This is a genomic window from Actomonas aquatica, assembly GCF_019679435.2.
In the GTDB taxonomy this organism is placed as follows: Bacteria; Verrucomicrobiota; Verrucomicrobiia; order Opitutales; family Opitutaceae; genus Actomonas; species Actomonas aquatica.
On record NZ_CP139781.1, the window covers coordinates 1,115,458 to 1,142,414 of the forward strand.

Annotated in this window: 23 protein-coding genes; 9 read left to right on the forward strand and 14 right to left on the reverse strand. The window is 62.6% G+C overall.

Annotation, left to right across the window (positions count from 1 at the left end):
* Positions 1 to 1,448: 1,448 nt before the first annotated feature.
* Genes K1X11_RS04245 through K1X11_RS04255 form a run of 3 tightly spaced genes read left to right on the forward strand, consistent with a single transcriptional unit; the run spans position 1,449 to position 3,695 of the window.
* On the forward strand, positions 1,449 to 1,688 hold the full coding sequence (locus K1X11_RS04245) for a hypothetical protein (RefSeq protein ID WP_221031707.1): 240 nt from the start codon (positions 1,449 to 1,451) through the stop codon (positions 1,686 to 1,688).
* Positions 1,685 to 2,509, forward strand: coding sequence for a hypothetical protein (locus K1X11_RS04250; RefSeq protein ID WP_221031708.1), 825 nt, complete (start codon positions 1,685 to 1,687; stop codon positions 2,507 to 2,509). The genes K1X11_RS04245 and K1X11_RS04250 overlap by 4 nt, the downstream gene beginning before the upstream one ends.
* A 19-nt stretch (positions 2,510 to 2,528) precedes the next feature.
* A complete protein-coding gene (locus tag K1X11_RS04255; RefSeq protein WP_221031709.1) occupies positions 2,529 to 3,695 on the forward strand; it encodes a site-specific integrase in 1,167 nt (388 codons plus the stop codon).
* Between the two features lie 702 nt (positions 3,696 to 4,397).
* Here K1X11_RS04255 and K1X11_RS04260 read toward each other — a convergent pair.
* The 4 genes from K1X11_RS04260 to polX all read right to left on the reverse strand — a co-directional run bounded on the left by K1X11_RS04260 (position 4,398) and on the right by polX (position 9,072).
* Complete coding sequence (locus K1X11_RS04260) at positions 4,398 to 5,072, reverse strand: metallophosphoesterase family protein (RefSeq protein ID WP_221031710.1); 675 nt, start codon at positions 5,070 to 5,072, stop codon at positions 4,398 to 4,400.
* A gap of 30 nt (positions 5,073 to 5,102) precedes the next feature.
* Complete coding sequence (locus K1X11_RS04265; protein WP_221031711.1) at positions 5,103 to 5,726, reverse strand: hypothetical protein; 624 nt, start codon at positions 5,724 to 5,726, stop codon at positions 5,103 to 5,105.
* Positions 5,727 to 6,111: 385 nt separating this feature from the next.
* Positions 6,112 to 7,134, reverse strand: a complete 1,023-nt coding sequence (gene gmd / locus K1X11_RS04270) for a GDP-mannose 4,6-dehydratase (RefSeq protein WP_221031931.1) — start codon at positions 7,132 to 7,134, stop codon at positions 6,112 to 6,114.
* Positions 7,135 to 7,323: 189 nt separating this feature from the next.
* On the reverse strand, positions 7,324 to 9,072 hold the full coding sequence (gene polX / locus K1X11_RS04275; protein ID WP_221031712.1) for a DNA polymerase/3'-5' exonuclease PolX: 1,749 nt from the start codon (positions 9,070 to 9,072) through the stop codon (positions 7,324 to 7,326).
* A 296-nt stretch (positions 9,073 to 9,368) separates the two neighbouring features.
* Between polX and K1X11_RS04280 the strand changes: the two genes are divergently transcribed.
* Positions 9,369 to 9,785: an acyl-CoA thioesterase gene (locus tag K1X11_RS04280; protein WP_221031713.1), complete on the forward strand. Its 417-nt coding sequence runs from the start codon at positions 9,369 to 9,371 to the stop codon at positions 9,783 to 9,785.
* A 221-nt stretch (positions 9,786 to 10,006) separates the two neighbouring features.
* On the opposite strand, the gene K1X11_RS04285 is transcribed toward K1X11_RS04280, so the two are convergent.
* On the reverse strand, positions 10,007 to 11,245 hold the full coding sequence (locus tag K1X11_RS04285) for an AMP-binding protein (protein ID WP_221031714.1): 1,239 nt from the start codon (positions 11,243 to 11,245) through the stop codon (positions 10,007 to 10,009).
* On the reverse strand, positions 11,224 to 12,255 hold the full coding sequence (locus tag K1X11_RS04290; RefSeq protein ID WP_221031715.1) for an o-succinylbenzoate synthase: 1,032 nt from the start codon (positions 12,253 to 12,255) through the stop codon (positions 11,224 to 11,226). The genes K1X11_RS04285 and K1X11_RS04290 overlap by 22 nt, the downstream gene beginning before the upstream one ends.
* Before the next feature lie 221 nt (positions 12,256 to 12,476).
* On the opposite strand from K1X11_RS04290, the gene guaB reads away from it, so the two are divergent.
* From guaB to K1X11_RS04305, 3 genes are all read left to right on the forward strand, one after another.
* Positions 12,477 to 14,057 (forward strand): IMP dehydrogenase, encoded by a 1,581-nt coding sequence (guaB, locus tag K1X11_RS04295; protein ID WP_221031716.1) that lies wholly within the window; start codon positions 12,477 to 12,479, stop codon positions 14,055 to 14,057.
* Positions 14,058 to 14,274: 217 nt separating this feature from the next.
* Entirely contained in the window at positions 14,275 to 15,816 is a 1,542-nt protein-coding gene (locus K1X11_RS04300; protein WP_221031717.1) for an adenylosuccinate synthetase, read from the forward strand.
* 122 nt (positions 15,817 to 15,938) lie between these two features.
* A complete protein-coding gene (locus tag K1X11_RS04305; protein ID WP_221031718.1) occupies positions 15,939 to 16,364 on the forward strand; it encodes a DUF5069 domain-containing protein in 426 nt (141 codons plus the stop codon).
* Between the two features lie 253 nt (positions 16,365 to 16,617).
* Here the strand turns inward: K1X11_RS04305 and K1X11_RS04310 are convergent, their stop codons facing one another.
* From K1X11_RS04310 to truA, 4 genes are read right to left on the reverse strand one after another with little or no spacing between them, the layout of a single operon-like run.
* Positions 16,618 to 17,928, reverse strand: coding sequence for a bifunctional folylpolyglutamate synthase/dihydrofolate synthase (locus K1X11_RS04310; protein WP_221031719.1), 1,311 nt, complete (start codon positions 17,926 to 17,928; stop codon positions 16,618 to 16,620).
* Between the two features lie 55 nt (positions 17,929 to 17,983).
* Positions 17,984 to 18,916, reverse strand: a complete 933-nt coding sequence (gene accD / locus K1X11_RS04315) for an acetyl-CoA carboxylase, carboxyltransferase subunit beta (protein ID WP_221031720.1) — start codon at positions 18,914 to 18,916, stop codon at positions 17,984 to 17,986.
* 39 nt (positions 18,917 to 18,955) lie between these two features.
* Positions 18,956 to 19,726, reverse strand: a complete 771-nt coding sequence (locus K1X11_RS04320) for a ComF family protein (protein ID WP_225919541.1) — start codon at positions 19,724 to 19,726, stop codon at positions 18,956 to 18,958.
* A complete protein-coding gene (gene truA / locus K1X11_RS04325) occupies positions 19,723 to 20,529 on the reverse strand; it encodes a tRNA pseudouridine(38-40) synthase TruA (protein WP_225919542.1) in 807 nt (268 codons plus the stop codon). Before truA ends, K1X11_RS04320 begins: the two co-directional genes overlap by 4 nt.
* Positions 20,530 to 20,615: 86 nt before the next feature.
* On the opposite strand from truA, the gene K1X11_RS04330 reads away from it, so the two are divergent.
* The gene (locus K1X11_RS04330) at positions 20,616 to 22,556 is read left to right on the forward strand and encodes a methyl-accepting chemotaxis protein (RefSeq protein WP_221031721.1); all 1,941 of its coding nucleotides are present in this window, start codon (positions 20,616 to 20,618) and stop codon (positions 22,554 to 22,556) included.
* A gap of 40 nt (positions 22,557 to 22,596) precedes the next feature.
* Here K1X11_RS04330 and ruvX read toward each other — a convergent pair whose 3' ends face one another.
* Positions 22,597 to 23,040 (reverse strand): Holliday junction resolvase RuvX, encoded by a 444-nt coding sequence (gene ruvX, locus K1X11_RS04335; protein WP_221031722.1) that lies wholly within the window; start codon positions 23,038 to 23,040, stop codon positions 22,597 to 22,599.
* Positions 23,041 to 23,069: 29 nt separating this feature from the next.
* A complete protein-coding gene (locus K1X11_RS04340; protein ID WP_221031723.1) occupies positions 23,070 to 24,158 on the reverse strand; it encodes a mannose-1-phosphate guanylyltransferase in 1,089 nt (362 codons plus the stop codon).
* A 103-nt stretch (positions 24,159 to 24,261) separates the two neighbouring features.
* Between K1X11_RS04340 and moeB the strand changes: the two genes are divergently transcribed.
* Complete coding sequence (gene moeB, locus K1X11_RS04345) at positions 24,262 to 25,437, forward strand: molybdopterin-synthase adenylyltransferase MoeB (protein ID WP_221031724.1); 1,176 nt, start codon at positions 24,262 to 24,264, stop codon at positions 25,435 to 25,437.
* Between the two features lie 31 nt (positions 25,438 to 25,468).
* On the opposite strand, the gene K1X11_RS04350 is transcribed toward moeB, so the two are convergent.
* Both K1X11_RS04350 and K1X11_RS04355 read right to left on the reverse strand, forming a co-directional pair.
* Positions 25,469 to 26,380: an aminotransferase class IV gene (locus K1X11_RS04350; protein WP_221031725.1), complete on the reverse strand. Its 912-nt coding sequence runs from the start codon at positions 26,378 to 26,380 to the stop codon at positions 25,469 to 25,471.
* A gap of 108 nt (positions 26,381 to 26,488) precedes the next feature.
* Positions 26,489 to 26,905, reverse strand: coding sequence for a helix-turn-helix domain-containing protein (locus K1X11_RS04355; RefSeq protein ID WP_221031726.1), 417 nt, complete (start codon positions 26,903 to 26,905; stop codon positions 26,489 to 26,491).
* Positions 26,906 to 26,957: the final 52 nt, after the last annotated feature.

Consider the following 26,957-nt stretch of genomic DNA (forward strand, 5'->3'; position numbering starts at 1 on the left):
CCTAATGTTGCCCCTCGGTCCCAGCGATAGGCGGCAGGATATAAGCTTTCAGCCACCAGCTAGCCACTCCACCGCAACACGCGGGCGACACGCCCGCGGCTACAACCAAACCCCAGTGTAGGTGCTGCCACCTGCCCCGCGACTGCGGTGGTCTCGGCCGCTCTCCATGCCGCTGGGCTCTGCGAAAATCTGCGTTCTCTGCGGTTAAGAAACCTCTGCCTTCCCGTGCACTACCCCCGCGGCACGCCGCAAGCGGCGGCTCTTGTTGCTACATCGGTCCGGCCGCCCCCCGCCCCACCGGTCCTCTCCACCTTTTTTGCGAGGAGAAACACCACATAATGCTGCACCGGGGGGGTCTCATCCAATCAGACGCCTCCCCCCCCGCATTGAGGATCGAAAAACTGCCTTCCGCTGGACCGGGGGGGTCTCATCCAATCAGACGCCTCCGACCCCGCATTGGGGATCGAAAAACTGCCTTCCGCTGCACCGGGGGGGGTCTCATCCAATCAGACGCCTCCCCCCCCCCGCATTGGGGATCGAAAAACTGCCTTCCGCTGGACCGGGGGGGGCTCATCCAATCAGACGCCCCGTCTCCTTTCTCGTTCATTTCCTGTTACTTACGGACCATCGCAATAAAACACCTCCCATCTTAGCCTCGAACGCACTTGGGGAAGCACCGTCCCAAAGCCCACCGGGACCGCCAAAAGTCAGGCTCTACGCTCGTCCCTAGTCCCCCTAAAAACCCCGGTTGATGGCGTCGCGACGCGAGATCCCACCCTCGGGGTGGCCCCTGCCGCCCACTCCCCCCGCACAAGCCGGACATTCCACGTAGGGTCGGTCTTCAGACGCCCCTCAATCCTGCCCCTCCGCGTAGGCTGCGAGCTCGCTCGTGCTCCCTCTGCCCGCGCGACCATTCGGTTAAAACACTCTTCAAGGAAACTTATCCCACTATTTACCATGTATTTGTATTATCCCCCATCGCGGAAACCACGGCGCCCTAGGCCCTGCAAGAGGAAACCAGCCCGCCTGCGAACTCCCAGCGCAGGTCGCCATAATTACTGTGACGGCGCCCCCAACACCTCACGCGCCGCCACAAAATAACCTGTGCTATATCTATCAATATGCCGGCGAAAAAGAATCTTCCTCATCAGAATGCAACGACTGTCCACGATGGTCAGCACCACAGGCACACGTCGCCGTTTAGCAGCGTGACCATCATGCCCACGGATGAGCCCCCCCCGGTGGGCTCGCCACAATATGGGACGATGACACCTCTGCCCCTAACCTCCACCGCCCGATCAATACGAACGCCTAACCAAATAGACCTTGCCCTGGAGTGTCCTCCGCCGGACTACCCGGAGTTGGTCGCCAAATGGAAAGCGAGTGGTCACCGCTGCGAGCTCACGCTCCTGCATCCGCACCAGCGCAGCAACGGGAACTCCTACGCAGTGCGACTGCCGCGCAAATGTGGCCGCGGGAAAAATCGCCAGATTTCCCTCTCGACCACGTGCCATGCCACGGCCTCGGCACGTCGCTTCGAGTTGATGCGCGGCATCCTTGCAGGTCAGGACATCGACCCGTTGACCAAGAGCTGGCGGCACAACCTCGTAAGCGAAGCCAATCTGGTCCGCCAGTTTCCCGATCTTTTTGTCGCTGAGCCCTCCGATGAAAGGAAGCAGGTAGCATGAGCTCCGTCGGTAATCTGCTCGCCGCCATTGCGGCACTCGAGACCCTCACCCACGCACAAAAAACAGCGCTCCTGAACGTGGTCCGGAAGCTCGCGAGATGCGCCCTGTGCGACCACACGGGAATTGACTGGTCCATCGCGCTGTCCGTCTCAATGGGGACCCTTCACCGCACCAAATTGGAGTTCGTCGGACGTCCTCAGAGCGCTGCCGCTCGAGCGAACTTCCCGCGAAAAAATGAGCTGGCGGCCTTCCGACGCTGGTATCGGGAGGACGTCGATAGCGATTTTTTCCGCGCGAATGACTGCGTGCTGCCGTCCGGATTCTTGCGATTGGCAACGTCGGCAAACAGCGGAAAATTCCACTCCCCGGGGCATCCGTCGGTGAAACCCTACCCCGCGCCTCCGACGGAGCACATCGAGTTGGTTTTTGAGCTCATCGCAATGTGCCTGGCGAACCGAAAACCGGACAGCCACTGGCTAATACTCAGTGATTTTTTTGGCGGCAAAGTGATACGGGGGAAGGGGGTCACGCTTAAGGGTCACGAGACCCGGCTCCTGAAGGTTACTCGCCAGCGGAAAGCCGCGCACGAGGCCAATGAGCTAATAGGCTTTCTCGCGGAGGACCACTTCCGCACGCGCAACCTGCTCAAGGATTTCGGCCGCGCGTTCCGCTTCACTTTGGCCACACGCGCGGGCCAAGACTACTCCGTCTGCGCAAATGAAGCAGACATGCAGCCAAGTTCCTTCCTCGCGAAATTTCAGGACGTTAATTTCCGCGACGAGGAGCTGGAGGAATACCTTCGCCTCGAGGCGCTGCTTTGAACGCACCTCAAAACTCACCATGAACCTCAAACCAAATCCATCCTCCCGGGACGCAATCGAGCATTACCTAGATAGACTCGGCTTTCCGCCAAAAAACGATCCCGCGAACGACGTCCAGCTTCGCTTACTCTATGGGTCCGCATCCGGCGAGCACTCTCAACTACGCATGGCCGACATTCTGCCGGAGCACGAGTATTCACCGGGTATCCCCACCGTGCTGGACTTGCATCGGGGATGGCGTGAGACCACGACCGGAAAGGCCCCCTATCAACGCGACGTCCTGACTGACTGTGTCTGGCTCCTGTATGTCGCGCTGCACTATCACGCGACCAACACCCATATTGTCGATAAGCGGCGGAACCTCATTCGCTCCATCGCTCCCGCCATCCTTTCCCTTCCCGTCACCGCAATCCCGTCCACCGCAGTGCGGCTATTTTTCGATCACGCTGAGTGGGCTGCGGAAGACCTCGGGATCGAGGTCACCACCACCGTCAATCAGGTTGCAGCCAACTTTTCCCTGGTTATCCGGGAGGGACAAAAGAGCCTGGGGATAGCGTATCCAAATCTCCATGACGCCGTCATCGGGGAGCGCTTCAAAATCGACCACAAGCCGGTGTCGGCACCGTCCGCCGAGAGTCTGCAGCAACTGTTTGCCACGCTCCCCGGAATTCCGCGAGACATCCAGCAATCCATCCTGCTCGCGCTGTTCACTGGTTTACGCCACCGTGAAACTCGCTTCATTCGCTGGAGCGATATTGGCCTCAGCCAAAATCCCCCGATGCTTCGCGTGCTCCAACGCGGCACCTCCATGACGAAAAACGGGCACAACCGAACAACCGCTGGCGCGCCCGGATTTCTTGAACTATTGCACCAAAAATTCTACCGCGGGCAACCGCTCGACGAACCCATTGTGTATCCACTGTCCGACGCAAAGGACGCTCTGCGCATGAAGCAAACCGTCGACTACCTCCGCGCGGTCGAACTCTACAACACTCCCAATCTCATGCACTACTGTCGCAAAATAGCGATCACCGCCCTGATCAAGGAATTCGGACTCCGCAAAGTCAGTCGCTACGCGGGACACGCCACCACGGATCTCACCGAGAAACACTATGTTTTGCGCGACTGGACCGACCACTTGGGCGACATCTACCATGACGGAATGCGGCAGTTTCTCTCCTGCTGACGTGTGAGGCTACCCAAGTTTCGTTTCTTCACCTGAGTCTCCTTGAGCGAGAGCATTCGGTGCAGAAATTGCAGCAGCTGCGCGGGTGCCCCCAATTCGCGAAATGGCCTGCCCAGTGTCATCCTCATCCACATGCAAATACCGCTGGGTGGTGGTGCAACTCGAATGCCCCATCACCACGCGGGTGAGGTTCAGGTCAAAGCGGGTCGCCTCGTAAATCCCCAGAAAAACGTCTTCAGAAGTGAGTGGGTGCCGTAGTCACCAGTTCCCTCCAACCCGGCCTCCCGTAGCACCGCGTGCACAATGTCATTGGCGCCCCACCGGGTAAGGCGCCTGCCGCGAAAGCGGCTCGGAATGCGAACGGCGTTATTTTCTGGCGGGGAAAAATCGACACGGCGGACGCGCGGAGTCGGCACCTCGTTGAGGAGCACGGTTCGCGAGCGCACGGCGCTGCGGCGCGAACCGCGCCCTCCCCTTTTCATGCGCCCGCGCCACCTTCACATGGGCGCCCACCTCTGCGCCATCCCAGACGTCTCCCACATTGAGGGAGAGCAGTTCGCCGATGCGAAACCCGGTCTGCAGCCCCACCATGACCAGCGTCAGGTCCCGGAACAAAAACTTCCGGGGGAATGGCCAGAATGAGAGACAACTCGATTGGGAATATAGCTTTAAGACCTGGCATGGCTCCATATTGGAACCTCCTTACTCTGGCAAACGCCGTCCATCTACCAAACCGGTGCCGCTGTGCCAGTGCAGCGTGCGGTGCAAGAGGTCGACCTCAATGTGCGCAGGCACCGCGGATGCGCTCGGAGCTTGTCCGGGATTTAGCGTAACCGTATTCTTGATACACCCCGCCCACCTCCGTGGCCGGTGAACGTGACCCGAAAAAACCAAGCGCGGCCGCAGCAATTCGGCGTCCAGGTAGTCCCGCAAACTCAGGTCGCCCCAATCAATGCCCTCCGGTTCCGCAATCGCAGGACCACAGCGCGCCGGCGGCTGGTGACTAAGCAGCAGATCCAGATCGCCCCACATGGGAGCATCGCCCCAATCGAGGTATCCAATCCGCAGTCCCCTGAAATCGATCACCGACTCGCCGCTCCCCAGCGTGTGGCGGCGCAAGTCCGGCAGCCAGTCGTGATACCCGTGCGGCGGATCCAGTTCACGCGCATCGTGGTTGCCCCCACAGATGAGGAGCTTGCTTTCCAGTTGGGCGGCGAGGGATCGCACTACGCAGATCTGCTCTTCCGTGGATACTGAAAGCGTGTCGTCGATCAGATCACCCGTGAGAGCCACGAGGTCATAGCGTGCCGCCTGACGGGCGGTCCACTGATACCAGGGCAGGTGCCCGTGAAAGTCAGTCACGTGGAGCATTTTCATCGCCAGCAAGTTGGGTTCGTTGGCGTCGCGTCAATCGACAGACTCGTTCGGAAGTGAGCGTTTGCGTGGAAAGCGCAGCGCTTCGACATCAGGAGCGCGCTGGAGATAGCGCCGCAGTTCCTCGTTCATAACCGGCTTCACCACTTGGCAAAGCCCGCTGCCGGCCTCGTAACCAATGTAACTCCGAGGGGAGAGTAGGTTATCACGTCGGCCTCCAGCGGGCCGCTGCCCGTTGCCGAGCAACGAATAGGATTCTGCGCGCGTGTAGCCGTAGCTCAAAAGGAACTCCACCGCCCGCCGATACACAAAATGAAGCACTCCTCGAAACTCGACCTCAACCCACCAGCCGCGGGCGTCGATGGCGATAGCTCGACCAAGATTTTCCTGTGGCGGAACAAAAATTCCGAAGGCCCAACGCCGGGTGGGCAAATAGCCCAAGCGGTGATGCTCGGCCATATCCCTGAAAGGAGCGTGCCACGGCTGATAACCGCCAAGCTGCCGCCACAGGGAATAACTGGACGCCGTTCGAGGCAACTCCCGATACATCTTGTCGGGAAGACACAGCTCTTCAATCAGATCGGGACGCACCCGAAAATGCCAGGGCTGGTCGACTTGCAGATAGTGGGCTCGGTCAGGAGAGGGAGGATATTCCATGCCCCAAGTTGGGGTTGCTCAAGACCGACGCTCGCCACGCCGAGCTCCGCCAAACTTTCGCCGTCGTCAGGATCCGGGTCGGCGTCGAGGTGAAGTGAACGGAGAAAAATGGATTTTGGTGCCCCCTACCCGACTTCGAACCACCGACGGCTCCGTCGGCTCCGTTGCCCCTCGGCGGACCGGCCCTCCCGCAGACTCGACCTTCAGACCTTAAGACTGCTTCCGCCGATGCCGTGGCGTAGACGGATGCTCCCACTGCCCCCTTTGCGTTCTTCGCGTCCCTCCTCGTCCGCCTTAGCCTCGGCGTAGGCGGATGCCGTCTTTGCGTTAAATCTCGCTGCCTCTCGGTTCCAGCGGTCAGCTTTTCGACGGCGCAATGCGCCGCCTATCCCCGCTCCGCCTCGACCATCAACGCCGCCAGGTCCGCGCCTTGCGTTTGGGCTTTCCAGCCCAACTCGGCTTTCGCCTTCGCCGGGTTGCCGCGCAAGCTGACGGCGTCCACCGGACGAAAATACCGCGGCGACACGCGCAGGACGATGGCGCCGTTGTCGCGGCGACGCGCCACTTCCTCCACACCTTGCCCCTGAAAGTCCACCGGCACGCCGACCGCCGCGAACGCGGCCGCGGCGAACTCCCGCACGGTATGGGTGCGGCCCGTGGCCAAAACAAAGTCATCCGCCCGGTCCTGCTGCAGCATCCGCCACATCGCCTCGACATACTCCGGCGCATAACCCCAGTCACGGCGACCATCCAGATTGCCCAGCTCGATGACCGCTTCGTCTCCAGCCGCAATGCGCGCCGCGCCCATACTGATTTTGCGCGTCACAAAATTTTCCCCGCGCCGCGGCGACTCATGGTTGAAGGCAATACCGTTGCACACAAACAGCCCGTGCGATTCGCGATACACCTTGCCCAATTGCATCGAGAAGACCTTGGCGCAGCCGTAGGGATTACGCGGCGCCACCGGCGTCGTCTCGTCCTGCGGATCCTCGCCCTCCGGCGCGCCGAAGATTTCCGAACTCTGCGCCAGGTAGAGCCGGGTCGACGTATCCAACTCGCGCATACTCTCCAACAGGTGGAGCGTGGCCATGCCGTTTTCCAAGCAGGTCACTTCAGGTAGTTCAAAACTCAGACCCACATGGCTTTGGCCCGCCAGATGATAGATCTCCGCCGGTTCGATCTTGTGCAGCAACCGGTGGAAGGAAGTGACGTCGTTGAGTTCACCGTAGTGCAGCACCAACCGACCCGAGCCCACGTTTTCGTCGGTGCGCAGATGATCGATCCGACTGCGATTGTAGGCACTCGCCCGCCGCACCAGGCCATGCACCGCATACCCCTTGGCGAGCAACAGCTCCGCCAGATAGGATCCATCCTGCCCAGTGATGCCGGTGATAAATGCCTTCTTCATTTTGGGGCCAAGCATGGCCTCAAAATGAAGAGGTCTAAAAGTCTTAATATCGATCCGTCTTAAGGTCTAAACGTCACCAGCAGCGCGGCTCCGCCGCGACCTACAAAAAACGGGGCGCGGGTCCTCCCGCAGACGGGACTTTCAGACTTTAGGACTAAAAGACCTTTAGACCGCAGGTGAAGGCGCGGTTCAACTGAACCGCGCCTTCACCTGCTCCAGCGTCCAGGTGTTGAGCACGTGCTTTGGCTGCAGCCAACCTTTGCGCGCGGCGCTCACGCCAGCTCGCACGTGCTGCAGGCCGTCACATTCGTGGGCGTCAGGGTTGATCGCACACAACAATCCACGTTCCGCCGCTTTGCGCCACAGCCGCCAATCCAGGTCCAGCCGCCACGGACTCGCATTGAGCTCGATGATGGTGTCATTCGCGATGGCCGCATCGATCACCTTGGCGAGGTTCACCTTGTAGGGTTCCCGGCGCAGCAGGAGGCGCCCAGTCGCGTGCCCCAACATCGTGACCTGCGGATTCTCCACCGCGCGGATGATTCGCTTCGTCATGGTGTCCTCGTCCTGCGCAAAAGCGTTGTGCACCGACGCCACGACATAATCCAACTGCGCCATCACCTCGTCGGCGAAGTCGAGCCGACCGTCGGTGAGGATATCGACTTCACTGCCGGCAAACACGTGGGTCTTAAACCGGCCGCTCTCATTCAACGCCCGGATCTCTTCGACCTGCTTGAGCAGGCGTTCCTCGTCCAACCCATTGGCTTGGAAACTCGCCTTGGAATGATCCGCGATGCCGAGGTAGTCCCAGCCCAGCGCCTCCGCCGCCGTCACCATTTCGGCCAAGGTGTTGCGGCCATCGCTGGCGGTCGTGTGATTGTGAAACGCGCCCCGCAGGTCACCAACTTCGATCAGCTGCGGCAGCTCGCCCGCCTCCGCTGCCTCGATTTCGCCCAGACCTTCCCGCAGCGCCGGCGGCACGAAGGTCATATCCAGCGCTTTAAACAATCCGGCTTCGTCTGCGACCTCCTTGCTCTCGCCGCGCTCGGCTTTCTCCTTGGCGGTGCCTTCCCCGTCGGCCGGCACCAAGCCCCACTCGGAAAGGCTCAGTCCCCGCTCCAAGGCGCGTTGGCGCATGGCCACATTGTGGTCTTTCGAGCCAGTGAAGTGATGCAGCGCAAAAACAAACTGCCCCGGCGGCACGATGCGCAGATCCGCCTGCAGCCCACTTTCAAAACGCACACTGGATTTGGTCTCACCGCGCGCAGTCACCTCCTTTACTTCCGGCAGTTCGCAAAACCACGTCATCACCGGCGCCGGTTCATCACTGGCCACGATGAAGTCGAGATCGCCCACCGTTTCCATGCCCCGCCGCAAACTTCCGGCGGCCTCCGCGCGTTTCACTTCCGGGCGCTCCCGGAGCCCGGCTACGATGGGTTGCGCGACCTCGTTGGCCAACCACCAAAGGTGACGTTTGCCGTAGGCCTCCCGGTTCTTGATGCCCTCGGCGATCTTCGCCGCCGACTTCGCTCCAAACCCCGACAGCTCCGCCACCCGCCCATCGACGCACGCCGCCGCGAGTCCTTCCATCGTGTCGATGCCCAGCTTTTCGTGGATCGCTTTGATCTTCTTCGCGCCCAATCCCGGCACCTCAAGCATCTCCACCAACCCGGGCGCGATCGAAGCCTTCAGCTTGTCATAAAAGCCCAGGGCGCCGGTCTCATGCAGTTCGCCGATCTTCTGGGCCAGCGCCGCGCCGATGCCTTTGACCGAGTCCAGTTTGCCGTCCGCCACCAACTGTTCGAACTCGTCGGACTCCAACGATTCCAACACCCGCGCGCCACTGCCGTAGGCGCGGATCTTGAACGGGTTTTCGCCCTTCAATTCCAGCAACACGCCGATCTCTTCCAGAATCTCCGCGATCTCGTTCTTGGTCATGAGAGGAGCATTCAGCACTCAGCGATCAGGGGTCAGCTTAAAACTCGGGGTGAATCCGAGAGGCAGGGCTGTTTTTAACCACCGATTTCACGGATAAACACAGATCCGGGAGGCAGTGATTGGATAAGCGTAGATAAGGTGGACGCCGACCTCTGGTCGGCGTTTGACGTGGGTCGGGGACTGCGCATAGGCGTTGGATTTTGACGCAGAGACGCCAAGACGCGGAGGCGCAGAGGAAGTAGGTGAACCGACTTTTAGACCTTTAGACTTTCCGGCCTTTAGACTTCAACTTCCGCATGGGTCGCCCCTTCACCTATTCCCGCACGATTCACTTCCCGGACACCGACGCGGCCGGGGTCGTGTTTTTTGCCCGCTATCTGAGCATCGTGCACGAGGCTTACGAAGAGTCTCTCGCCGCCGCCGGTTTGCCCCTCGCCACCTTCTTCGCCGATCACGGGGTGGTCGTGCCCATCGCCAAAAGTGAAGCCAGCTACCTGCGCCCGCTGCTGACCGGCGACCGTATCGAGGTCGAGCTCACCCCCACCCGCCTTTCGGAACACAGCTTCGCCCTCGAAGCCACGCTCTGGAAACAGATCAGTGGCACCCGCAAACGCGCCGCGGTCACCCGCACCGAACACGTCTGCATCCATTCCACCACGCGCGAACGTCTCGCTCTCCCGGACGCCCTCGCCACCTGGGTGGACGCTTCGTAATTCGGCACCGGACAAAGGGTCGGCCGAAGACCGACCCTACGCCACTCCACCGCAACACGCGGGCGACACGCCCGCGGCTACATCCCCCGTCTGATTGTGGCAGCTGCCGCCTGTCCCGCGACTGCGGTGATCTCGGCCGCTCACCGTGCCTCTCGGCCCCCTTTTCAGCCTTTTAGCTTTTCAGCGTTTCAGCTTTTTAAACGTCTCTCCGCCTCCGGCTTTCAGCGCTTCCAGGCGGCCGCTGCTGCCGTAAGCGCGGCGCGATTGATTTTGCCCATCGCGTTCACCGGCCACGGCACCACCGGCACCACGAGCTTCGGGCGCTTAAAACTCGCCAGACGTTCGCGCACCGCACCCGCAACCTCCTCCAAGCGCGTCACCAGCTCTTCACTACCGACGCACGCCACCACCCGATGGCCCCACTCCGCATCCGGCAGGCCGATCACGACGATGCGCGGATCACCCGCCAACTCGCGCAACACCGTTTCCACTTCGTGCCCGTCCACTTTTTCGCCGCCGGAAATAATCAGATCATCCACCCGCCCGAGCAACTGCACCCGACCGTCAACGGAACGTCTCGCCCGGTCGCCGTTTTCCCACGCGTCGTCATCCCGCCAATCCGGCCAGTATCCACGAAACAAGGACGCGCCGCTGATTCGCAGTCGACCCTCGCCTACGACGTCCATTTTCAGATGCGGCAACACCGCATAACCCTTCTCGAGTTCCCCGCCCGCAAACTCCGGCACCGCCGCCGCCAACGCGCCGGTCTCCGTCATGCCAAAACTCAATACGATCGGCAGCCCCGCGTCCTGCGCCGCCGACACCAAATCCGCTTCGGTCGCAGCCCCGCCAATCAGGATACGCTTAAACTGCCGCAACCAAGCGACACCCTCGGCCTGACCCAACATCCGTCGCAACTGCGTGGGCACGAGAGAAACCGTGGCCGCCTCTGGCACCCGTTCCACAAACCGGCCTTCACTCCACGCACGCCAGGAGCCGTCGACGTAGTCGCCGCCGGTCAACACACAGCGCAACCAACCCATCAATCCCCCCACGTGATGCAGGGGCAACACGCCCACGCCATTCACCACCCGCTCCTCAAAAAACGACGCATACCCCTGCACCGCCGCCGCCAGGGTGTGCTGATCGTGCCGCGCGAGTTTCACCCCGCCCGAGCTCCCGCCCGTTGGAATCAGCAACCAACCCGTCTCGGCGTCAGCCAACGCCCCGGCGTGATCGCGCAACGCCAGCAGCCGATCAAACTCCGCCCGTTCCTGCGTTCCCCAGTCCGGATTGGCCAGTGCCACCCGTCCGCCTTGCGCCACGGCTTGCGCAAACGCCGCGCGAAACGCCACTGGATCGCGCTCGCACACGACCACCAGCTCCTGCCGCCCGGGCTCGCCCTCCGCCACGTTCACGCCACTGCGCACCAGCGCGTTTAGGAATTCACGCCGTTCCATACCGCCTCCGCGTTTAAAGCTGTTACATCCGTCCATCGCACAAAGGGCATCGCCGTCGGTCCGTTCGCCCACCTCGCGCCAAACAACGGCCAAACGCCCATGCCCAGCGCCCGCCGCGCCTCGTGCCGCTCCAGCGCAAACGCGAGGGCATACACGCTTCGCGCGCCCACCGCCGTTTCCAACGCGGTCGAAATCACCACATCGAGCCGATGCTGCGCGATCCGCTTCGCCAGCCTCGCCGGATCGCCCATCAGCGCCGCCTTCAGCACCCACACGCCCGGCCAGCCGAGTTCCAGCCAACGCTGCAGATCGGCCTCACCGACCAACGATTCATCCAACGCCAGCGGCGTCGGATAATCGCCCGCCAACCCCAACAACAGATCCTCCGCCTTGGCACCGCCCGCCGCCACCGGTTGCTCCACAAATTCGATCATTGGCCGCTCCGCGCAGCACTCCAGCCACGCCTCCGCCTGCCGTCGATCCCAGGCCCCGTTGGCATCGAGCCGCAACCGACTTTCGCTCGGCAACTCGCCCAGCAGGTCGTCCAGCATCACGCGTTCGTCCCGCGGATCCCCCACGCCCACCTTCCACTTGAAGGTGCGAAACCCCAACTCCGCCCGCTCCACCGCGACTCGGATCGCCGCGCGTCCCGCGGGCAACAAGGCCGCCACCGGCAAATATTCGTGCATCGGACCCTCTCCCACCACCGCTCGCCCCTCCGCTTCCGCCCGCGCCGCCGCCAACGCGAACCCCAACGCTCCGCCCTGCCCGATCACGTGATCCAGCTCCTCCTCCCCGCTTTCACGGCCCAAGCGCCGCAAGGTTGCATCCATTTCCGCCAGACTCGCGCCCCCAAACCCCGGCACCGGCGCCGCCTCCCCGAACCCCACCCCGCCCTCCGCCGTTTCCAGGCGCACCAGCAAACCCTCCCGCTCACTCCACAACCCATGCGCCGTGCGCAGCGCCTGCCGAAACGGCAACGAGTAGGATTTGAAGCGAAGACGATACATCGCCCCCACCATGGGCAGACCGCACTAACGTAAAAAGCTGAAATGCTGAAAAACGGAAACGCTGAAATCCCCACCTCGCACCTCTCCGCCCAGCACCGACCGCAGCCCAATTTCAGCTTTTTAGCGTTTTAGTTTTTCTGATTTCCAGCAGTCCGTTCCGGGCTGCCGCCACTTTCCCCTTCCCTTCCCGGCACACGTCCCTACTACGTTCCCGGCAACTCATGACAAAGGTTGCTACGTCCCCCGCCGCTGCGTTCGACGCCGATTTCTACCAAACGGCCGACGCGTTCTTCGCCGCCAACCGTCCTGTCGGACTGACCTTCGACGACGTCTCCCTCGCGACGCTCTACTCGGAGATCCTGCCCAAGGATGCCGAAACCTCCACCACGCTCTCCGAGCAGGTGCGCCTCTCCATCCCGATCATTTCGTCGGACATGGACACCGTGACCGAGGCCCGCATGGCCATCGCCATGGCCCTCAACGGCGGCCTCGGCCTCATCCATTACAACATGCCCGCCCGCGAGCAGGTGAAGGAAGTCGCCCGCGTGAAGCGCCACATCCACGGCCTCATCCAGGACCCGATCACCGTCCGCCCCGATCTCCACATCGGCGACGTGCTCGATCTCATCGAGGCCAAAAACTACGAGTTCCGCACCTTCCCCGTCGTCAACGAGAAGGGTAAACTCGTCGGCCTGCTCTCCGGCTCCTCCGTCCGCGAGCGTTACCGCGCCAAGCCCGTCGCCGAGGCCATGACCGCGCGCGCCGACATCCACACCGTTTCCGTCGACGCCCTCAAAAACGACCCGATCGCCGCCGCCGACGCCTTCTTCACCCAACATGTCGGCATCCACAAGATGCTCGTGGTCGACAACGACGATCACCTCCGCGGCCTCGCCACCATTTCCGACATCGAGCGCATCACCACCGAGGCCGGTTCCCGCCGCAAAGCCGCCCGCGATGCCGACTTCCGCCTCATCGTCGGCGCCGCCCTCGCCCCCGTCCGCCAAGCCGACGGTTCCCTCGATCGCGACCGCATCATCGACCACGTCTCCCAACTCGTCGCCGAGCACATCGACTGCGTGGCCGTCTCCACCGCCCACGGCCACACCGCCGGCGTCGGCGACATGGTCCGCCTCGTGCGCGATGCCTTCCCCCATCTCACCATCATCGCCGGCAACGTCACCAGCGGCGCCGGCGTTGAATACCTCGCCGATTGCGGCGCCAACGCCATCAAGGTCGGCCAGGGGCCGGGCTCCATCTGCACCACCCGCATCGTCGCCGGTGTCGGCATCCCGCAGCTCACCGCCCTCCACGTCGCCGCCAACGGTGCCCGCGCCAAGGGCGTCAAGATCATCGCCGACGGCGGCATCACCAAGAGTGGTGACATCGTCAAGGCGCTCACGCTCGCCGACGCCGTCATCCTCGGCGGCCTGCTCGCCGGTTGCCGTGAAGCCCCGGGCGAGATCATGGAGATCAACGGCAAGATTTATAAACAATACCGCGGCATGGGCTCCCTCGCCGCCATGAAGGACGGCTCCGCCGCCCGCTACGGCCACAACAAGGACGACAAGACCCGCAAGCTCACCGCCGAAGGCATCGAAGCCCTTAAAGAGGTTTCCGGTTCCCTCGACGACGTGCTCGGCAACCTCGTCGGCGGCCTCCAGAGCGGCATGGGTTACCTCGGTGCCGGCAACCTGCCGACCCTGCGCCAGAACGCCCGCTACATCCGCGTCAGCCCGGCCGGCCAAAAAGAGTCCACCCCGCACGACGTCATCGAGATCAAAGCCGGCGTTTCGAGCTGAGGCGGCGCGCTCACGCACCACGTCCGAAAACGCACTGTAGGCTGCGAGCTTGCTCGCGCTCGCGGCTTCGTGCGCGGTGTGTTCCGCGCTGGACCGGCGCGCCCAAACCGTGCCACTGTCCGCGCTTTGCCCGGCCATCGCGTTTGGGCGCAGGTCCATCCCGGGCCTCCTCTTTCAGCTTTTTAGCGTTTCAGTCTTTCAGCTTTTCCCTCCGCCCATGTCCCTCCTCCCCTTCTCCAGCCAGATCATCGCCGATGTTGGCATTTCCCTCGGTGACGAGGGCAAGGGCCGCCTCGTTCCCGAGGTCTGCCAGGAACTCGCCGACACGGCCCACCCGGTCTCCACCGTGCTCAAGGTCAACGGCGGCGCCAACTCCGGCCACACCGCCGCCGGCGTGAAGCTCAACCTGCTGCCCTCCGGCGTCGTCGAAAAGGAGATCGCCCACCTCGCCATCGGCTGCGGCGTCGTCGCCGATCCGCGCAAGGTCTGGTGGGAGGCCGCCCCGCTCGAGCACAAGGGTTATCAGGTCATTTCCCGCCTCGCCATCGACGAGCGCACCATGGTGAACGACTTCATTCACCGCCTGCTCGACCTCGCCTGGGAGCACTACCGCGTGCACGTCCTGCAGGAGGAACCGCGCGGCTCCACCGGTCGCGGCATCACCCCGGCCTACCTCGACGAGGTCGGCCAATGGCAAATCACTTACTCCGACTTCCTCGCCGGTCCCAACTTCTACGCCCGCAAGGTCGCCCAACGCGCCGATCGCGCCCTGCGCACCATCCAGCACGTCTGCCAGGTCGACGCCGACACCTTTGCCGGTTTCTTCGACCAACTCAGCGCGGCCGAAAAACGCGCCAACGCCGAAGCCATCGCCATCGGCGTGCTCGACGAGGCCGAGTTCGACTTCACCGTCTTCCGCGGCGACGAACCGTTCACCCTCAACCTCGAAAAGCTCACCGCCACCTACTGGGCCGCCGGCACCCGCCTCGCCCCGCAGATCGTCGAAGTGCGCGAACTCATCCGCCGCGAGCTCGGCGCCGGCCACACCATCCTCGGTGAGTTCGGCCAAGCCTATTGGTTGGACAAACGCCACGGCTTCTCGCCCAACGTCACCGCCTCCCACACCTTCACCCCGGAGATTTTTGAGAGCGCCGGCATCCCGACCCAACCCGTCCACACCTTCGGCGTCGCCAAGGCCTACGACACCAAGGTCGGCACCCATACCTTCCTCACCCAGATGGACGACGCGCACCCGTTGGCCATTCTGCTCAAAAAGCTCGAGTTCGGCACCAGCACGGGCCGCCAGCGCATGGTCGGCTGGTTCGATGCCGTGGAAAAGGGCGACGCCCTGCGCTACGGCGGTTTCCAGGATCTGATGATCAACAAGACCGACGCTCTCACCTACCGCGGTGACTGGAACGGCGACCTGCTCATCTGCACCGCTTACGAAGACGCCGACGGCAAACGCTACCACCACGTGCCGCGCAACGAAGCCGTGCGCAAAACCCTGCGCCCGGTTTACAGCCGTCATCCCGGATGGACCGAGGACATCTGCGACGTGCGTCACTTCGCCGACCTGCCGCAGAACGCGCAGGCCTACATCGCCGCGATGATGCGGACCACGCTCGAAGTCGCCTACGAAGGCGGCGCCTGGCCCGCCGATGACCAGCTGCCCAACCTGCGCTACCTCGGCGTCGGCCCCGAGCCCTCCCAGCTCATCAAAGACGTCCCGGCCACCGCCGAACTCATCAAACTCTAAGCGGCGCGCTAGTATTTAGATTTAACGCAAAAAAGAGCAGAAAGGTGGACGCGGACGTCTCGGCCGCGTCGTCCCATCTGCCCCTCCGCCTGATCCATCCCGCATCCCGTATCCCGTATCCCATGTCCGAAAAGAAAGTCCCCATCTGCCCTTACACCGAAACCGACGGCCTCGTCTATTTTGCCCGGTCGTTGAACAAGATCCGCCTGCACACCGCGGGTGAGTTGCGTGAGGATTTCCAGGCCAATCTCGGCAAGGCGATTGACGCCTTCATGTGCGATTACCTGCGGATCGACTACCCCGCGCTGCGCGACCGCACCCTGCAGGGCGGCACCGACGCGGAGGTTCTCGCGTGGGTGCAGGAGACCTCCGGTCGCGACCTGAGTCCCATCGACAAGCGGGTCTGGAATCACTTCGTGACGAAGCTCGGTTGGAAAGACGACATGACGGATCGTTTTGAATTCCGCCGCAACGAAGCCGGTTTGAAGGACAACCCCCACGTCCTCACCATCTTCGACGTCCTCGACTACGACGAAGGCCGCAAGTAAGCGGCGAATCGCGCCGGCGGCGAGGTGAAGGGGAAAGATTAAGTTTAAGGGCACCGTCGAACGCGGGCGACACGCCCGCGGCTACAACCCGTCCTAGTGTAGCAGCGGCCGCCTGTCCCGCGACCGCGGAGATCTCGGCCGCTCTACATCGCCTCTCCGCATCTCTGCATCTCTGCATCTCTGCATCTCTGCGTCTCTGCGTCTCTGCGTCTCTGCGTCAAAACACGCTGCCTCTCCGCCCTCGCCGCCTGATTCAAAAATCCTGCAACCGCGCTTCGTTTTCGCCGCGCAAGGGCTCCAGCCGCTCCAGCACTTCACCCGCGAGGTAGATCGATCCGGTCACCACAATCGGTTCATCGCTGCCATCCGCGCGAAAGCGTCCCTCCACCCCAAACAGACCCTCGACCGTCGATTCCACGACTTCACCGGCGTAGTCCGGCGGCAGCTTTTCCCGCAGCTCCGCAAACGAGCAGGCCCGCGACTGGTTGGGCACTAGGAGGTGAATGCGCGCCGCATGTCGCGCCACCACTTCCAAGAGCGCCCCGGCCCGCGCCGCGCCCAAAGCCCCCACGACGATCACCGGCGCCGCCTGTCCCTGCGCACGCAGGCGTTGCAGGTTGAGCTCCAGGGTCTCGGCGCCTTCGGGGTTATGCGAGGCGTCCAGCACCAGTTCGTGGCGACCGAGTTGAAAATGTTGCCAACGGGCCGGCCAATACGCCGCCGCCAGTCCGCGGGTGATCTCCGCTTCACTCGGCGCCAACCCTTCCGGCAACGCCCGCGCAATGAGCGTCGCGGTCGCCGCGTTCCACCGCTGACACGCCCCTTCCAATCCGGGCTGAGGGTAACCTTCTACATCCTCTCCGAACGTTTCGCGCACCGAATACAACCGGCACCCCAGCTCGGCGGCTCGCGCCCGCACCACCGCCTCGGCCTCCTCCGGCAAGCGCCCCATCACCACCGGCACGCCCGGTTTGATGATCCCGGCTTTGGCTTGGGCGATCTCGGCGTGGGTGTGTCCCAGAATCTCGCAGTGATCGAAACCGATCGAGGTGATCGCACACACCGTGGGTTGCACGACGTTGGTGGCGTCGAGCTCCCCGCCCAAGCCGACCTCAGCCACCGCCACGTCGCAGCCTTTCCGCGCAAACTGCAGAAAGGCCATCGCGGTCATAAATTCAAAGAAACTCGGATGGTCCTCCGGATCCTGTTCCGCCAACCGTGCCGCCACCGGCAGCAACTCGCGGGTGTAGGCCACGATCTCGGCTTCGCTGAGCGCCACCCGATCGACCTGCACCCGCTCGCCGAGGCGCACCAAATGCGGTGAGGTGTAGAGCCCCACGCGCTTGCCGGCCGCCCGCAGGATTCCGTCGAGCATGGCCGCGGTGGAGCCTTTGCCATTGGTGCCCGCCAGATGAATCACTGGCACCTGCCGCTCGGGATGATCGAGGGCTCCGGCGAGCGCCCGCATGCGATCGATGCCGAAGCGCACACCCTTGGCCTTCAGGCCGAAGAGGTAGTCCTGCACGGCCGCGTAATCCGTCAACGCGTCCACGGTTTCCGTCATATCGCGCAAAAAAGCCTAAGACTCCGAATACGGCAACAGTCTCACCGCCGCGAGGTCAGCTCGCCGCCACGGGAGACGGAGACTCCGCCGCGGTCGCAGGCTTGGCCGCAGCAGCAGACGCCGCGGCTGGCCGGGGGGCCGTCGCTTTCTTGACGTAGAGCGCCGAGAGCAGGTCGCGCAGGCGGTCGCGCAGGTCGAGCCGACTTACGATTTGATCGATGAGCCCCTTTTGCAGGAGGAACTCCGCGGTCTGGAAACCAGGCGGCAGGGTCTGCTTGGTGGTCTCTTTGATGACGCGCGCACCGGCAAAACCGATGAGGGCACCCGGCTCGGCGATATTGATGTCGCCCAACACCGCAAAACTCGCGGTCACGCCACCCATGGTCGGGTGCGTCAGCACGGACACGAAGGGCAGCTTGGCTTCGCTCAGCCGACCGAGGGCCGCGCTGGTTTTGGCCATCTGCATGAGGGAAAAAATGCCTTCCTGCATGCGTGCGCCACCGGAGGCGCTGAAAATGATGCAAGGCGTCTTTTGCTCGAGCGCCCGCTCGATCGCGCGAGTGATCTTCTCACCAGCGGCCGAACCCATGGCGCCGCCGCAGAAACGGAAGTCCATCACCGCCACCGACACCGGAATGCTGTGGATATTGCCCGTGCCGCTGATCACCGCCTCCGGCAGGCCACTGACCTCCTTGTATTTGGCGATGCGCTCGGGATAGGGCTTGGAGTCGACGAACTCCAGCGGGTCGGCCGACGTCACGCCGGCATCGGTCTCGACGAAGCTACCCGGATCGAGCAGCCCCTCCAGACGCTGACGCGCCCCGATCGGGAAATGGTAGCCGCTCTTGGGCACCACCATCTGATTGGCTTCCAGTTCCTTGTTGAAAACGATTTCACCGGAGATCGGACACTTGGTCCAGAGCCCCTTAGGGATATCCTTCTTCTTGGGAACGACAGTCGAGTATTTCGGCTTGCTGAAAAGCGACATGGGCGTGGGAAACGGCGCGGAACGGGGCGACTTGGGGATCTAACCGTGAGCGAAGGTGATGACATCAATACTCACCGCCCCCGCACGTCGCAAGGCGTGTGCGCAGGCATTGAGCGTGGAACCTGTGGTGAAGACATCATCTACCAAAATGTAACGTGATTCGGCGGTTATGGCGGTCCCCTCCCGCCCTGCAAAGGCATTTTTCATCCGCTTCCGGCGCGTGCGCCGATCGTAAGCCGTTTGCGATTCGCTATCTTGCACACGTTCAAGCAGCTCGGAGACCGGTCCGGCCTCCGGCACAGCCTGGGCGATCTCCTCCGCCCAGAGCACCGATTGGTTAAATCCGCGGTCCCGAAATTTCCGTGGATGCATCGGCACCGGCACCAAGGTCGCTCCGGCGACCAACTCCACCAACTCCTCGTTCATGGCCAGCAAAGCCCCCATGTCGCGCAGCACGTGCAGGCCTTCGTGATACTTCAGCTCAATCACCATGCGCCGCGCGACGCCTTTAAACAGGGTCACCGTCTTGGCAGTCCCGTAGGCCGGAAAAAGCCCCTCGCAATGCGGACAGATCCGCTCGCCCTCCACCTCGCCGAAGAAGGGATGCCCGCAGGTTTCGCAGTGCGGCCGGCGCACCCGCGTAATGGTGGGCACACAATGCTCACACACATGCCGCAAGGGACTCGTCGCCTCGCACACGCCCCCGCAGCCCAAACACACCGGCGGAAACACCAAGTCCTGCACCGCCTGCGCTCCGGCGCGCATCGCGCCCGCCCAGCCCGCGGTCGACTTGGTGGGCGCGTCACTCATGCGTAAAACACCTTCTCCAAAAACAGCCCCTGTGGCGGACAGGTCTCCACCTCGGCCGTGCGCACCTGGGCGTCCAGGAGCCGCTGCACGTCGGCGACCGAGAGCCGGCCCTCGCCCACCGCGACCAGTGCGCCCGTCAGACTGCGCACCATTTTGTAGAGGAAGCCATTGGCCTCGAAGGTGAGTTTTACGCTGCGCCCGGACGCGGCCAGGTCCAGTCGCCGCAACTCGCGCACCGGACTCTCCAGCTCCCCGCCGTTGTCCGCCGCATACGCCGAAAAATCATGCCGCCCGCGCAAAACCGCCGCCGCCGCCACCATGGCCGCCGTATCCAATCGCTGAGGACGCTCCAGACACCACACGAACGGCCGGCGAAACGGATCCGCGTCGCCCTGATAAAGGTGGTAGCAGTAACGCTTCCCGGTAGCCGAAAGCCGCGCGTGAAAATCGGGCGCAGCTTGGCAGATCGACTTGATCTGGACCCCCGGCGGCAAGCCGACCTTGAGCGCCTTCCGCAACTTGTCGGGCTCATGTCGCCACTCGGCATCGAAATGAAAGACCTGACCGCGCGCATGCACTCCCGCATCGGTGCGCCCGCTGCCATGGATGCGTATCGGCGTTTTAAATACCGCCGCCAACCGCGCCTCGATGTGATCCTGCACCCCGTTGCCATTGGGCTGGCTCTGCCAACCGGCAAAGGACGTGCCGTCATAGGCGCACAGAGCCCGCCAACGCTGCGCGCAATGCTCCCTCGCATGCTTACTCATGGATATCCCCCAATATTGGACCGGAATATTCCTCATATCCTCCAGTAGCGCTGAATTCCCGGCCAATACCGCTCAAGCGGAGCGGTAACGTGCCGTTCCGCGGAAGCGCAAACCGCTCCCGCATGTCCCAAACCAGATCGAAATTAAGTCTGCGCCAACGCATGGTGCTCTCCATTGGATCCGCCTTGTTGGCGGGTTTGGCAACGCTGTTGGTGGTCGTCACCTTGCGATCAAGCGCAACCGTCGAACGTGAGGCCTTGGAAACCGGCCATACCACGGCCGAAGCCGTAGGCCAGAAAGTCGCAGCTCAGCTCAACCGGGCTTTGGAAACGACCCGGACTCTGGCCGACGCCCTCAACGGGATCAGATCGAACGGTGGCGACACGCGCGCCCCCGCCGCCGAGCTCCTGCGTCGCACCCTCGAGCGCTCGTCGGACATCGCCGCAATTTGGACCTGTTGGGAACCCGACGCCTGGGACCACAATGACGCCGCCTTTACGGCGGATCCGGCCTATGGCGCGCAAGGACGCTTCAGCCTCGTTTGGGATCGTCGCGATGTCGGAGTCAGCAGACGGCCCCGTCTCGATTACCAAGACCAGGACTACTATCGACTACCCGCGCAGCGGGCGCAGGAGACCATTCTGGAACCCTATCTCACCTCGGCGGCTGGCTCCGCCAAATCAGGATCCGACGAAAAACGATTGATGACTTCCATCGCAGTCCCGGTGCTCGAAGGCAGCAAGGTGATCGGCGTGGTCGGCATTGACCTTGAGCTTACTCGATTCAGTCAACAACTCGCCGGAGCCACGTTGGGTGATCTGGGCTATCTCACCATCGTGTCCTACAATGGTCTTTACGCCGGCCACCCCAAGGCGGAACGGCGCGGCCAATCCTTCCTCGAACATGACCCTTGGGCGGAAGCGTATTTGAGCCAGCTGAAGTCGGGGCAACCTTTCGAAGCACGCAATGAATCGCGCACCTTGGGAGGCCCCGCTATCCGCATCGCCGGCCCCATCGAAATCGGTCACACCGGCACCCCGTGGACTGCCATCGTCAATTTGTCGCGCACCGAGATGATGCAGCCCGTGCGCGAACTGCGCAATCTGAGTATCGGCATCGGCCTCGGCGTGCTTCTGCTCATGTTGGGATTGGTTTACCTTCTCGCCGGCAGCATCGCCAAACCCATCAACCGTCTCGCCGATCGGCTGCGCGCGGGTTCGCGTGAGGTTACGGTAGCCGCCGACGATATCAATCGCGCCGGCACCACCTTGGCCGAAAATGCCAGTGCCCAAGCGGCGTCCATCGAGGAAACCAGCGCCTCGTGCGAGGAACTAAATGCCGTTGTTCAATCCAACGCCGACACCGCCAAAGCCACCCGAGACCTGGCCGAAACCAGCCGCCGGCGTGCGGAAACCAGCGAAAAGGAAATGCGAGACATGGTCAGCGCCATGAACGACATTCAGGAATCGGCCCAAGCGGTCGCCCGCATTGTCGATTCCATCAACGAGATCGCCTTTCAAACCAACTTGCTCGCCCTCAACGCCGCCGTTGAGGCCGCTCGCGCTGGTTCCGCTGGAGCTGGATTTGCCGTCGTCGCAGAAGAAGTCCGCACCCTCGCCCAACGCGCCGCGAAGGCCGCGCAAGAATCCAGTGAACGCATCGAGGTCTCTGTCGAACGCGCCAACCGCGGCAGTGCGATTTGCGGACGCGTCGAAACGGCTTTCAGCGACATTCGCCGCGCCGCCTCGGAAGTCAGCAACTTGACCGACAACATCGCCAGCGCGTCTCAGGAGCAGGCCGAAGGCATCAAACAGATCAACGCCGCCATCATTCAAATCGATCACCACGTGCAAAACTCGGCCGCCCAGACCGAAGAAACCGCCAGCGCTTCTTCCGAACTTCACGCGCAAGCGGTTTCGATGTCGGACAGCGTCAGCGAGTTGGTGGCACTGGTAAATGGGCAACGTGCTCGAAGCGGATCCGGCTCCAGCGCCAATTCCTCACCCGCCACGCGGCCATCCTCCTCGCGCCCGGCAACGACGTTTCACGTCGCAGGGCGCTAAGTAGAGTCCCGGTAAAACTCGCCGCTTCGTCCGTAACGGCTCAGCCGAGATCGTCCGGAAACGGCGCCAGCTCCGGCGGGAAGCGCTGGTCCAAGTAATCCTGCAAGATCAGCGCCGCCGCGCGCGAATCGATCACGCCGCTGGCGCGCATGTCGCGCAGCTTGTGTTTGGGCAAGGTCGACTCCGCCGCATGGGAGCTGAGCCGTTCGTCCACCAGGTGCACCGGCAACCCGGTTTCGTGACCGAGACGCTCGGCAAAGGCCTCCGCCTCTTTCGCCTTCGGGCCGACCGAATCGTCCATGTTGAGCGGATACCCCACCACCAACTCGTCGATGCGTCGGCGGCGGATCTCTTCCAGCAGCGCGCCCCAACGCAGGTCGGCGTCGGCCTGCGTCAGCGCTGGCAGCGGCGAAGCGAGTCCAAGCTCGTCGCCGCTGGCCAGGCCGATGCGTTTGGTGCCGGGATCAATGCCCAGGAAGCGCATGGGATTTCAAATTACGCCGCGCGGCACCTTCAGGTGTAACGCTTCGCGTCCGGGTGGGCGTAGACCTGCTTGAGCAGCGCTTTGATTTCCTGGGCCTTGCCCTTGGGACAAACCAGGGTGGCTTCCGGCGTATGCACCACGATGAGGTCGTCGACCCCCACCACCGTGACGAGGTGCTTGCCCTCGCTGAACACGATGTTGCCGTTGGCCTGCTCCACCATGGCTTCGCCGCGGGTGACGTTGCCGGCCTTGTCGGCTTTAAAATGACGCGCCACCGCCGGCCACGCGCCGACGTCGTCCCAGTCAAAGGTCGAGGGCAACACGACCACGTTGTCGGACTTCTCCAGCAGCGCGTAATCGACCGAAATCTTCTGCAGGTCCGGATACACCTTTTTCAACACCGGACCGAGGCGGCGGCCCTTGGCGAGCGCGTCGCGAATGAGCTGGAGCCCGGCGTCGAGCTCGGGCGCAAACTTCGCGATGGCGGTTTCGACCACGCCGACGCTCCAGACAAACATGCCGGCGTTCCAGAAATAGTCTCCAGATTTTAGATACTTCTTGGCGGTCTTGAGATCCGGCTTCTCCACAAAACGCTTCACCTCGTAAACCTCGCGACGACCCACCTTCTTCCAAACGTCGGCGCGCTGCACGTAGCCAAAACCCGTGGCGGGTTCCGTCGGCGTGATACCGATGGTCACCATGACCGGCGCCTTCTTGGCGGCGGCAAAGGCGGCTTTCAGATCGGCCTGATACTTTTTGCCGTTGTGGATCACGTGGTCGGCCGGCAGCACCGCAAAAACCCCATTGGGATCGCGGGCGCCAACAATGGCGGCGGCGAGCCCCACAGCCGCAGCGGTATCGCGGCCCACGGGTTCCGCGATGACGTTTTCCTTCGGTAGATCCTTACAGACCTTGCGCACGCCCTTTTCCTGCACAGCGCTCGTGATCACGAAGATGTTTTCCTTCGGCACGATCGGGAGCACGCGCTCCACGGTCTGCGTGAGGAGCGGCTTGTCGCCCACCACGGGCAGCAAGTGCTTCGGACGCTCCGCGCGGCTCTGCGGCCAGAAGCGTTCTCCTTTTCCTCCAGCGATGATTACGATGTAGGGATTTGCCATATGAACCCAATGCATAGCTAGACCTATGCCGTCGCAAATAATCATTTGCGACGATTCCGGAACATGCGTCTGTTTCGGCCCTTTCCGTATCCGCCCTGCCATCATGTCCGATCTCACGCCTGCCGAACTCGCCCGCTACAGCCGCCACGTGCTGTTGCCGGAAATCGGTGTCGCCGGACAAACCAAACTCAGAAACGCCAAGGTGCTCATCATCGGTGCCGGCGGACTCGGCAGCCCGGCCGCGTTGTATCTGGCGGCGGCCGGCGTCGGCACACTTGGCATTGCCGACTTTGATAAAGTCGAAGCGCACAACCTCCACCGCCAGTTGCTGCACAGTGACGCCACCATCGGCCAACCCAAGACCACGTCAGCCGCGCAACGCCTGCAGGAGACTAACCCCTTTTGTGAGCTGATTGAGCATCGCGACGGCGTTACCCACGACAACGCCGTCGAGCTTTTCGACGCTTATGATGTGATCGTCGATGGCACCGACAACTTTACCGCCCGCTATCGCAACAACGACGCCGCGGTCCGCGCTCAGCGTCCCCTGGTGTTTGGCAGCGTCTATCGTTTTGAGGGCCAGGTGAGTGTCTTCGCTCCGCATCTGGGCGGCCCCTGTTACCGCTGCCTCTTTCCCGAACCGCCCGCCGCTGGCAGCGTGCCGGGGTGCGGCGAAGTGGGCGTGCTCGGGGCTTTGTGTGGCGTGATCGGGAGCTGGCAGGCCCTCGAGACGATCAAACTCATCACCGGCTGTGGCGAACCGTTGCTCGGTCGCCTGCTCACTTACGACGCCCTGAGCCAACGCGTCGAAACCCTCAATTTCCCGCGCCTGCCGGACTGTCCCGGCTGCTCCGCCGCGGCGCAGGCCTCACCCTTGCCGCCGGAACCCGACAGCGCTGCGACGTGCGCGCCTGCCATTTCAACCGAACCGACCACCATGCCTGAATCCGATTCCTTCCCCTTCGAAATCTCCGTGCAGGAGGCCAAGACCTTGCTCGCGCAAAATCCCGACACCTGTCGTCTCATCGACGTGCGCGAACCGCATGAGTGGGACATCTGCCACATCGAGGGCGCCGAGCACATTCCGATGCGCCAGATCCCCGAGGCCGCCACCGAACTGCCGCGCGACCAGCACCTGCTCATCCAATGCCATCACGGCGGCCGCAGCATGCGTGTCGTGCAGTTCCTGCGCGCGCAGGGTTTCGCGGCGGTCACCAATGTCGCCGGTGGTATCGATGCCTGGGCCCGAGAAATCGATCCCAGCCTCCTGCGCTACTGAGAACCACGGGCTCGTCCGCCCGGCTCCGAGCTCAAACGCGCAGGTCCTCGCGGCCGCTCAAATGCTCAGCGGCGTAAGCTTCAAACGCCGCCTTCAGCACTCGGCTCCGGCTCTCCGCTCCAACTCGAAAGCGGTGTTCATCAATCTGTCCCACCGGCTGCACATCCTTGGTGCTGGAGAGTAACATCGCCTCATCCATCGTCGCCAAATCGTCCGGGAGCACGCTGCGTTCCACCGGCCGCAGCCCCGCACGGCGGGCTACCTCGGCCAGAATCAATCGCCGCGTCACGCCGGCCAAAATCCCCGCGCTGAGGGGCGGAGTGATCCATTCGTCACCGCGCACAAATGCCAGATTGGCCGTCGCCGCCTCCGTCAGCTCCCCGGTCCGGTTGAGGATCACGACATCGTCCGCCCCGCGTTCGCGGGCCTCAGCCAAACAGAGCATATTGTTGAGATAATTTCCGGTCTTCCATGCCGGATCCAGTGCGCTCGGATCGTTGCGGTGCAAGCGTCGCGCCGTGACGAGATGCAGGCCTTCCGTGAGATGTCGCTCGCTGAGTTCGGGCACCGGTTTCACCAGTATCACATAACCCGCCTGATCCGCATATTCCGGACTTAACCCGATTTCGCCTTCACCTCGATATACCTGCAATCGCACATATACATCGCCTGTATACGTCAATTTTTTGCGAAATTCGGCGACCGTGCGTTTTATTTCAGGCAATAACGCCTCTGGGCCTATAGGTATATTCAGGCCTATAGCTAGCGCGGAGCAGGTCATGCGCTCCCAATGCTCTGCCCAGCCGAACAGCACGCCTCCGTAGCTGCGCCATACTTCGTAGATGGCATCGCCATAAAGAAATCCGCGATTTAGCGGTGAGAGGCTGGCCTCGGCCGCATCATGCAGGCGACCGTTGGTATTGGCTTGAACGAAAGCAGACATCGGTAAGAGCCGGCCACCATGCCTACCTGACAAATCGGCGTCAAAGCCGGTCACAAAAAAGCCCTGCGGAAATACCGCAGGGCTTGAAATTTGCGAAATGCAGGGAGTTCAGGACTCGGTCGAGGCGGGAGCGCTGTCGCTTCCGCGCGGCTTCACCAAACCGAACTCCTTCTTGATGTTCTGCACGCTCGGCACGGAGATACCAAAACGCTCGGCAATCGCCGCGCCGGTTTCGCCCGCTTCCACCGCCTCTTTCACCTGAGCCTTAAGCTCGTCGGTGATTTTGGCGCGGGAGCGCTTGGCCGGCTTGGCCGCCTTCGGAGCGCCCTTGGCCTTGCGTCCACGCTTCTTGCCAGTCGTTCCAGCAGCGGACTTCAGGGCCTTAATAAAGGCGTTCAGATCGGTATAACCATACTTGGCGGGCAGGGCAGCCAATTCACGGGTCCGCTCAACTTCAATCGCTTCTTGCAATTGAGCAGCCTTAGCTTGGAGCTCCTGCAGTTCTTTAATTTTGTCGGTCACCATAACGATAAGAGCAAAACCCCGTAACAGGATCGTTATCAAGTCCTATATCATC